10 protein-coding genes are annotated in these 9,334 nt (G+C 63.3%); 6 read left to right on the top strand and 4 right to left on the bottom strand.

The features are described 5' to 3' along the window. Together ACXWUF_RS12855 and ACXWUF_RS12850 are read right to left on the bottom strand one after the other, a co-directional pair. Window positions 1-2,714 (bottom strand): MMPL family transporter (locus ACXWUF_RS12855; protein ID WP_458495070.1); only part of this gene is annotated, 2,714 nt, incomplete at its 3' end. 54 nt (window positions 2,715-2,768) lie between these two features. Next, window positions 2,769-2,966, bottom strand: coding sequence for a hypothetical protein (locus tag ACXWUF_RS12850; RefSeq protein WP_458495069.1), 198 nt, complete (start codon window positions 2,964-2,966; stop codon window positions 2,769-2,771). A 391-nt stretch (window positions 2,967-3,357) separates the two neighbouring features. Between ACXWUF_RS12850 and ACXWUF_RS12845 the strand changes: the two genes are divergently transcribed. Beyond that, complete coding sequence (locus ACXWUF_RS12845) at window positions 3,358-3,516, top strand: hypothetical protein (RefSeq protein ID WP_458495068.1); 159 nt, start codon at window positions 3,358-3,360, stop codon at window positions 3,514-3,516. Between the two features lie 110 nt (window positions 3,517-3,626). Here the strand turns inward: ACXWUF_RS12845 and ACXWUF_RS12840 are convergent, their stop codons facing one another. Further along, on the bottom strand, window positions 3,627-4,274 hold the full coding sequence (locus ACXWUF_RS12840) for a phosphoribosyltransferase (protein WP_458495067.1): 648 nt from the start codon (window positions 4,272-4,274) through the stop codon (window positions 3,627-3,629). A gap of 210 nt (window positions 4,275-4,484) precedes the next feature. Between ACXWUF_RS12840 and ACXWUF_RS12835 the strand changes: the two genes are divergently transcribed. The 3 genes from ACXWUF_RS12835 (at window position 4,485) to ACXWUF_RS12825 (ending at window position 6,171) form a co-directional block, all read left to right on the top strand. Then, window positions 4,485-4,760 (top strand): DUF883 family protein, encoded by a 276-nt coding sequence (locus ACXWUF_RS12835; protein WP_458495066.1) that lies wholly within the window; start codon window positions 4,485-4,487, stop codon window positions 4,758-4,760. Then, window positions 4,760-5,248 (top strand): hypothetical protein, encoded by a 489-nt coding sequence (locus ACXWUF_RS12830; RefSeq protein ID WP_458495065.1) that lies wholly within the window; start codon window positions 4,760-4,762, stop codon window positions 5,246-5,248. Before ACXWUF_RS12835 ends, ACXWUF_RS12830 begins: the two co-directional genes overlap by 1 nt. Before the next feature lie 140 nt (window positions 5,249-5,388). Continuing rightward, complete coding sequence (locus tag ACXWUF_RS12825) at window positions 5,389-6,171, top strand: GGDEF domain-containing protein (protein ID WP_458495064.1); 783 nt, start codon at window positions 5,389-5,391, stop codon at window positions 6,169-6,171. Window positions 6,172-6,258: 87 nt separating this feature from the next. Here ACXWUF_RS12825 and ACXWUF_RS12820 read toward each other — a convergent pair whose 3' ends face one another. Beyond that, window positions 6,259-6,942 (bottom strand): hypothetical protein, encoded by a 684-nt coding sequence (locus ACXWUF_RS12820; RefSeq protein WP_458495063.1) that lies wholly within the window; start codon window positions 6,940-6,942, stop codon window positions 6,259-6,261. Between the two features lie 261 nt (window positions 6,943-7,203). Between ACXWUF_RS12820 and ACXWUF_RS12815 the strand changes: the two genes are divergently transcribed. Together ACXWUF_RS12815 and ACXWUF_RS12810 are read left to right on the top strand one after the other, a co-directional pair. Then, entirely contained in the window at window positions 7,204-8,664 is a 1,461-nt protein-coding gene (locus ACXWUF_RS12815; RefSeq protein ID WP_458495062.1) for a DegQ family serine endoprotease, read from the top strand. A gap of 124 nt (window positions 8,665-8,788) precedes the next feature. Further along, window positions 8,789-9,223, top strand: coding sequence for a GlcG/HbpS family heme-binding protein (locus ACXWUF_RS12810; protein ID WP_458495061.1), 435 nt, complete (start codon window positions 8,789-8,791; stop codon window positions 9,221-9,223). Window positions 9,224-9,334: the final 111 nt, after the last annotated feature.

Raw genomic sequence — 9,334 nt, 5'->3', positions numbered from 1 at the left:
CAATCCGCCGTGGTGCCTTCCAGGCGGCGGCTCAGAATCGCCGACAGGTTGTAGTAGAGGGTCGCGGCGATTTTCGGGTAGCGCCGCCGCAGTTTTTCAAGGCTCAGCCTGTCCACGCGCAGCACTTCGGTGGGCTCCACGGCTTGGACATCGGCGGTGCGTGGCTCGCCGGTGACAAAGGTCATCTCACCGAACACGGCACCCTGACCGAGCCGCTCGACGGATTTGCTGCGCTGGTTGGCATGGATCATGACGTCCGCCGCGCCTTCGAGAATCAGATACATTTCATTGCCCCGGTCGCCTTGCGCCACGATGCGCTCCCCGGCCTGGTACTGCTCGACGGTGCCGAGCAAGGCCAGGCGCTTCACGTCGCCGAGGCTCATCCCCTTGAACAACTCGCTGCGCTCCATGACCGCGCCGCTGATCTTGAGGCGCAGCAAATCCCAGGGGCTGATGAGGGAAACGCCCGCGATCAGGAATGGGGTGATGAGCAGGTCGCTCAGGAGCGCCGTGATCATCGCCAGCGCCGCCAACCAGGCGAACGACGTGACCGGCCCGAATTCCGAGAACACCAGGATGCCGAAGCCAGCGGCCAGGGCCAGGGCCGAGCCGACCACGGGCCTCAACTCGTGGGCGAGGGTGCGCCTGAGGGCAAGCATCTGGTCCTGGGTGCTTTTGAGTTCCCGCTGGAAGCAGATCATCAGGTGGATGGTGTCGTCCACGATGATGCCGAGGGCGATGACCGCGACCGATATCGTGCCGGGACTCAAGGGAAAGCCGAACCAGCCCATGACGCCGTAATGGATGGAGATGGGCACCAGGTTGGGGATCATCGCCAGCACGCCGACCTTGACGGACATGAACAATACGGAAATCAGCACGAAGATAGAGAAGATGGCCAATGCCAGGCTGCTGACCTGGCCGGCGGACATGGCGTCAGAGGCGTGGTTGACCAGGATGCCCTCGCCCGAGAAACGGATTCGCAAGTTCGGCGATAACTGAGTTTTCGCGAACGCCTCCGTGTCCCGCAGCAGCTTGTTCAGTTGGGAAGAGCCGGTGATGTTGTGCCGCACCATGATGGCGGCCTTCGACAACTCAGAATCCGCCACCCGCCGCACATCCTCGTTGTCCAGCATCAACAGGTACTGCGACACCAGTTCGTCCGAATCCGGCACGGTGGCGTGGCCTGGGTCGCCGTCGTTCAATTCCCGGTTGATGAGCTTGAGGTAATCCACCAGGGACATGGTCTTGTCGGCGCGGGCGTTCAGGAAATTCTGCAACTTGTCGATGTCGCGCAGCACCTCCGGGTGTTTCAGCCCGTCGGGCAGCCCGGTTTCCACGACCACGTAGAAGGTCTGCGCCCCGGCGAGTTTCTCATGCACATCGGTGAAGGATTGGCGGACCGCCGAGCCTTCCTTGAGGAAGCTGACGAAATCCGAGTTCACCTCGATCCTGAACCACCCGGCGACCGACAGCGCCATGACGACCGCCACGATGCCGATGGTCCAGCGCCGTCGCCGGTCGCTGAAATCGGTGAGGACGGATTCCAGCCACAGGAAAAACCGGCCACTTTGATGCGCTTCCTCGGGCACGAGGAAGCTCTTAGGGACGGGCAGGAGGCGCAGCGCGGCGGGGACGCCCAGCAGGGTCGCGGCGAGGCTGGCGACGATGCCGAAGGAGGCCGCGATGCTGAATTCCTTGAGCATGACGACACTGTTGATGGCGCCCGAAGCGAACCCGAGGAAGGTGGTGATGTTGGTCAAAACCAGCGCCAGACTGGCCTTGAGCACCATATTCCGCAGGGCTTTCAGCTTCTCTTCCCCGGTCCGCAGGGCGTCCGCATAAACCGACAACAGATGCACGTCCTCGGTGCTGCCGATCATCAGCAGCAGGGTGGGCAACGTGGCGTTGATAGGGTTGATGGTGTAGCCCATGTAGCCCATGAAGCCCAGCATCCACAGCACCGCGAAGCCGCCCGTGAAGATCGGCAGCACCGCCGCGATGCCCGTTCGGAACATGTAGACCAGGATGCCCAGCATGAGCGTGACGCTCAAGGGGCCTAGCACCTTGTTGTCCTGCTTGATGTACTCGACGATGGTGAGCTTCAGCAGGGGCACGCCGATTTGGTAGATGTGGGCGCCGGTCTTGGCGCGCTGCTCGGCAATCATGGACTCAATGGCGTCCGTCACCCGCTGGTTGTAGGTGGGGTCGCCCGGTCGGCTGGCGAGATAGGCGTTGATCGCCGTGGTCTTGCCGTCCTTCGAGATCACGTTGTTCAAAAAGATTTCGTTGGCGAGGGCGTCATCCCGGATGTGTCCCGCCTCTTCGTCGCTGGCGGGGACCGCCACCATCAAGGGATTGGTGTCGAGCATCCCGCCTTCCGACTTGATCTTCCGCACCGTGGCGAGGCTGACCACGCGGGTGACGCCATCCACCTTGTACAGCTTATCGGTCAGTTCCCAGACCGCCCGCAGACACTTGGGGCTAAACACGTTGTCGCTGGTCATGACGATGGAAATCAGCGTGTCATCGCCGAAGGTCGCCTTGGTCTGATCGTAATAAACCTTGTCGGGATCGTCCGCCACCATCATGCCCTCCGACGACGGGTCGATGACCAGTCGTTGCAGGCCAGGCACAAAAGCCGCTGTGATGAGCAGCAGAATCAAGGCCACCAGCCAGGGATGCCGGGGAATCCAAGTCAATATTGCTTTCACGCGGTGCCTCTCTCGCGGTTGGGGACATGTTGGTCGTGGGAAGGATGCGGGGACTCAACGCGCCGGTTCAAATGGGCGGCGCTTCGTGCGGAAATCGGCTGTCGGGTTCTGTTCCATGAACCGCTGGAAGCTGTTGCTTCCGGTCTTGCGATGGCGGGCCATGTCCAGGCGATGGGCGGGGATGTTCCGGCATTCGCGTGGGGCGACAACGGCGGCGGCGTGCCGCGCTGCTTCATATAGGCCAAGCGACATGGGAAGCCGCGCCCGGGTGGGATGAGGGGACCGATCCGCATGGAGGTGGGTTTAGTTGGTTTATCGCGTCAGGAAAACGAGCCTTGGCCCGCTGACGGGCGGGACGCCCGCATTCCCGAGAGCGTCGCTATCAATCAGATAGGCCCATCTCCGTCGGCATCATTGTTTATGGTTATTGTGATACCACCCATGCCGTCAGGATCACCCTCAAACTGGATGACAAACCCGACTGGCGTGGTCGGGAAAGATATAAACATTCCGGCGGGTTCGCAACCGAAATCGGCTTGCCCACAGGGCAATGGCGTCTCCCCTCTTCTACCGGCAAGAGGCTAGTGCTCTGTCATGCGTCGAATGACGTGTAGCCGATAGGATGGGTGGAAGCGCACTTGGCATGAGGCCGAAAACCCTGGCGATTCTGGCCGTGCGCCGTAACCCATCGGGCGATGTCGGCCTGCTGATGGGTTACGGTGCGCCGCTGCCCTTTCAAAATTCGGGTGGTTCTTCATGGCGCACCTCCACCCATCCTATCGGCCATCGTTTTCAAATATGACGCGGTTTGGCACCACATGACAGGGCTGACAAAGCACTAAGGCGGTTTCTTAAGCCCGACCCACGGACTCTTCATCCGGCGCTACAAGCCAAAAGCGGCGTAAGCCCTATTCAATTGCCCCAAGCCGCCGCCATGAGTCCGTGAATCTCGGCGTCGCTGATTGGCGAGAAATCCCGATACCAGCGACCCACGGCAAAAAACGGCTCCGGCGTCGCCACACACACCACTTCGTCGGCCTCTTCACGCAACCGCGCCAGCGCCTCCGGGGCCGCGACGGGTATTCCCGCCACGATCCGGCCCGGCAAGCGCTGCCGTAGCGCGGCAATGCCCGTTTGTAGGGTGGTGCCGGTGGTGGCCCCGTCATCCACCACGATGACGCAGGCGCCCTTGAGTTCCGGCTGGGGGCGGTCGCCCCGGTAGGAACGCTCGCGCCGCTCCAATTCCAGCCGCTCCTTCACGGCCACGGCCTCAATGGCTTCGTCGCCGATCCAGTGATCCGACACCACGTCCTTGTTTACCACCGAGACGCCGCCGCTGGCGACGGCGCCCAGGGCCACTTCCTCGCGTTCCGGCGTGCCTAACCGGCGCACCAGCATCAAGTCCAGGGGAATTCCCAATAACCGGGCAACCTCAATGCCCACCGGCACGCCGCCCCGGGGCAGGGCCAGCACGATGGCGTCCGGGCGGTGGGCGTAGGCCTGCAATGCCTGTCCCAGCCAGCGCCCCGCTTCGGCTCGATTCTCAAACGGGAGTTTCATAAAGATTTCCGGGCGACGCCCGCTCCGTGTGGCTACGCAATCGCCGACAGGCTTATCGTGGCGGCGCATTGATCCATTAGACAAGGGCGGCGGGCGCCGTTCGTTGCGAATTCTCAATGCGCGGATTCCCGGCTTGGGCTTATCGTGGCGTTGGGCCGGTCGGGCCTGATTTTCACTGTGCCGCAACTTCCCGGAAAAAGGAGCATCCCCATGGCAACTGAAGAAATCACCACGGAATTGAAGCAAGACCTCGCCACCTTGAAGTCCGACCTGGGCACGCTGATGACAGCGGTCAAGGATTTGGGCGTCGAGCAAGGCCGTCTGGCCGCCGACCATTTGCGCGAAACCGGCCAGCAAGCGCGGGTCCAGGTGCGGGCGGCGCAGGACAGCATCGAGCAATACGTTGAAGCCAAGCCGCTCACCAGCATCCTCATCGCCTTTGGCACCGGCTTCGCGGTGGGTTCGCTGCTCGGCAATCGCCGCTGATGAGCGCCGTGCTGAACCCGGTCTTGGAGTTTCTGGCGGTCGAGAAGGCCCGGTTACGGCGGGGCGCGTCCCGCTCCGCGTTGGGCGTGGCCGTGGCGCTGTTCGCCATGCTGGCCGCCTTGGAGGGGCTGATGATCCTGTTGGTGGGCGGCTACACCTCGCTGGCGGAGTCCAGGGAGCCTTGGGTCGCCGGGATGATTGTGGGGGGAATCATGATTCTCGCGGCGGCCATCGTGTTGGCGGTGGTCGCCCAGAGCCTGCGACCAGGGCGGGTGCCGGAGCCGCCGCCAGTGGCCCCGCCTCGTTTCGCGCAAGAGCGGGGCGGCGCCGGGTCGCCCAGTCTGCTCAAGGCCGCCGCCGCCGAGGTGATTGACCGGGCCGACATCAAGGTCCGCGATATTGCTTTAATCGCCTTGGTGGCGGGGCTGGCGCTGGGGATAAGCCCGCGCTTGCGGAGCCAATTGCTGGGCCGAAAATTGCAAAAATGATGGCGGCCGTTGCCCATCGGTGTATACGGTATCAAGCGTTGCGACTGATACAGCCTCTCAGTCTTGAGATTTTTCGTGTGCCCATCGGTTCGAACAATCAGTAAAATTAAGCTTTTCGGCACCGATGGACCACTCCCTCCATGCAAGACCCGATTGGCGAAATTTCTGCTCACGAGTGGCTGGACATGATGCCGGTGGGCGCGATGATTCTGCGCGAAGAGCGCATTCTTTGGGTGAACCAGCGGTTGGCGGACTGGTTGGGCGGCGTCAAGGAATCCCTGGCGGGCTTGAGCCAGGAAGCGGCTGAATCGCTTGGACTTGCCGGGCTGTTCGAGGGCGGGGACGGTGTCGTCAGTGTTTTTCCCGGCAACGGCACCGAGTTCTATTTCCGGCGGCGATGCCTGGCCTTGGCGAATGGCGGCGAAGTCTGTTTCTTCGAGAACCTGGCCGAATGGCGAGGCTTGGAGCGGGAGCGGGATCACTTCCGGCAATTGGCGCAGGAGTTGGAAGTCAAGGACCCGGAAACCGGCCTGTTGAACCGCAAGGCCATCCTCCAGGCGCTGGAGCTCCAAGTCAGCCGCAGCCGCCGCTATGGCAATCCGCTGTCACTAATCCGTTTGATTCTGAGTCCACCCGTGGAGCCGCCGTGCCCCGGTTCGCTGAAAGAGTTCGCCCTGGAATTGAAGGCCGAACTGCGCTGGGCCGATCAAATCGGTCGGCTGGACAAGTCCTCGCTGTTGTTGATCCTGCCCGAGACCCCCGGGGTCGGTGCCGAAATGTTGGCGACCAAGCTGGGCCACGAACGCGCCGCGCCCACTGGCGAGGGCCATTGGCGGATCGAAGCGATTGTCGACGCTTGGCAGACCGGGGATGACACCCGCAAGCTATTGCGCCGGTTGGACCCGGATTTCTCGGAAATTTAATCCCGCCCAATAAAAAACCGGCGGGGACGCCGCCGGTTTTTCGGAACGCCGCCCGGATTGGCATCCGGGCGGCGATCACAGCGTCTTTCAGTGTTGCATGTTCTGCATCGGCGCTGGCGCGGCTGGCGCTTGGCCGGGCGCGTTCTGGGGCACGGCGTTGCCGCCCATGCCGGACATGTCGTGCCCGCCATGACCGCCCCGGCTCACGCCGCCACCGCTCTGGCCGGCGCCCGCGCCGCCGCCGCCCGCGCCGGCGCTGACGCCTTGCCGCTGACGGAGTCCGATGGCGCCGCCCGAGGCCTTGGCGATGTTCTCGGGGCTAAGCCCGCCCAAGGTCATGGCTGAATCCACCACCAGGGTCGTCACGTCGGTGATGTCGATGCGCTCAGCCAGGGGGCTGGTCACCGCCGCTTTCACCACGAACGAATTGGAGCCTTCCGGCGGGGTGGCCGTCATCAGGATGGGGTAGGTGCTGCCGGCTGGCACCTTAATGGCGTAGTGGTTCGAGCCGCCGGTAAGCTGGGTCGTGGCGACGATTTGTCCGCTCTTGTCCCGGACCTCGATCTTGGCCTCCATGAGGGGGCCGTGGATGTCCTGCACGTTGCCAGCGATGTTGGCTTCATCGGTGGCGGGCGCGGATGCGCTGCCGCCGCTGCCGGATGGGCTGCTGTCGCAACCGCCCATCAAAGCGCCAGCGATGGCGATGGACAGGGCGCAGAGTCCGCTTTTCATCAAAAAGAAGGGTGCTTTTGGGGAATTTGGTTGGGTCATTTTTATCCGCCGCTCATTGGAATAAATGAAACATGGCTGCATTAAGGCGCGGGCGTTTATAGCATACAACCCTTTTTTTTGTATAGATTCGGGCTGGACGGGCGAATACGGGCCGCAGACCGACTCGGTCTTCGAGACCGAGCCGGTCCACTCTAGTTAGGGCTTGTAATCCCCCGCCTTAAGCTTGTTTTAAGTTTGCCTGCCTTATCGTCCTCCCATCGCGAATTCCATCGCGGCTCAACCCAACCCAAGGAAACGAACATGGCAACCCAAACCCTGCGTCAAACCCTTATCGCGACGGCTGTCATCGGCGCATTGGCGGCTGGCTACGCCCGTTTTGGCGGACCCACCGCCGCCACGCCCATTCCCGCCACGGCGTCAGCGCCATCAGGGGTGGCCGCTGCCCCGGCGGTGCCCGCGCCAGTCACGCTGCCGAATTTCGGCGTGATCGTTAAGGAAAGCGGCCCGGCGGTGGTGAACATCAGCGTCAGCGGCACCCGCAAGGTCAGCGACACGGCGGTCACGCCGCTCGACCCGAACGACCCGTTCTCCCAATTCTTCCGCCGCTTCCAGCCGCCCACCGAAGGCGAAGCGCCGGTCCATGGCATGGGGTCCGGCTTCATCGTCCGGCCCGACGGGCTGGTGCTGACCAACGCCCATGTGGTGGATGGCGCGTCCGAGGTGACGGTGAAGCTGGCCGACAAGCGCGAGTTCCAGGCCAAGGTCGTCGGCATCGACAAGCCCACCGACACGGCGGTGCTGAAAATCGACGCGGATAACCTGCCCGCCGTGCGCCTGGGCAATCCCGCCGAGACCGGGACCGGCGATTGGGTGTTGGCGATTGGTTCGCCCTTCGGCTTCGAGAACAGCGTCACGGCGGGCATCGTGTCGGCCAAGTCCCGCTCGCTGCCGGAGGAGGGCTACGTGCCCTTCATCCAGACCGACGTGGCGGTCAATCCGGGCAACTCGGGCGGGCCGCTGCTGAACGCCAAGGGCGAAGTCATCGGAATCAACTCGCAGATTTACAGCCGCACCGGCGGTTATCAGGGCTTGTCCTTCGCCATCCCCATTGATGTGGCCCTCAAGGTCGAGGCGCAATTGCTGCAAACCGGCAAGGTGAGCCGGGGCCGCTTGGGCGTGGGCGTGCAGGATTTGAATCAAGCCTTGGCGGAATCGTTTGGCCTCTCGAAGCCGGAAGGTGCCCTGGTTGACATGGTGCCTTCCGATGGCCCGGCGGCCCAGGCCGGACTCCGGGCGGGCGACGTGATTGTCGGCCTGAACGGCGAGCCGGTGCGCGATTCCAAGGAGCTGCCGCCCAAGGTGGCCGAGCTGAAACCCGGCTCCGAGGCCAAGCTGAGCGTCTGGCGCGACGGCAAGGAGCAGGCGTTCACGCTCAAGGTGGGCGAATTGGAAGCGCCACAGGCCCAGGCCGCCAACGGGTCGCAGGACGCGCCGCGTGGTCGGCTCGGTCTCGCGGTGCGGCCCTTGAATCCCGAGGAGCAGCGGGAGGCGGGTGTCAAGAATGGCCTGTTGGTGGCGCGGGTGGCTGGCCCGGCGGCGAAGGCGGGCATCACGCCCGGCGATGTGGTGCTGGCGGTGAACGGCCAGCCGGTCGAGGGCGCGGAGCAATTGCGGGAACTCGCCAACAAGGCTGGCAAGCATGTGGCCTTGCTGGTCCAGCGCGGTGGCACGACGATGTTCGTGCCGGTGGAATTGGGTTGAGGCGAGGGGGTTTAGGTTCCCGGCGGGCTACACTTTGGTGGTCTAACGATTCTCCCGCCCAAGTTCTGGCCGGGAGGCATAAAATCCGCCAGTCGGACCATTCATTGAAACAGGAGAACAGCCCATGCACGTCACTTTTCAGGAAGCCCAGCAAGTCATCGCGGCGGCCATCGCCAAGGCGGAGGAGACCGGCACTCAGATGTGCATCGCGGTGGTCGATTCGGGCGCCAACCTCAAGGCATTTGCCCGCATGAACGACGCCTGGGTGGGCAGCATCGACATCGCCATCAAGAAGGCCAAGACCGCCTGCTTCTTCGGAATGCCCACCGGCCAGATCGGCCAGCTTTCCCAGCCCGGCGCGCCCTTGTTCGGCATCGAGCATTCCAACGACGGACTCATCACCTTCCCCGGCGGGCTGCCCATCGTGAACCACGAAGGCATTCTCATCGGGGCGATTGGCGTCAGCGGCAGTTCCGTCGAGAACGACCACGCCGTCGCCAAGGCGGGGGTGGAGGTGATTGGCCTTTCCGATTTGCCGGCACATCCGTGGCGGACTTGACGCGGCTTTTGGCAGCCTATTGAACTTTCTAGGGCGGTTTGACGTAGGGTGGGTTAGGCGCACACTAGGTCGGGCTTGATATGGCTTCATGGTCTACCATGCGCCGTAACC

The organism is Methylomagnum sp. (assembly GCF_054333355.1).
Note: the sequence above shows the minus strand (reverse complement) of the source record. Positions and strands in the feature narration are given on the sequence as shown.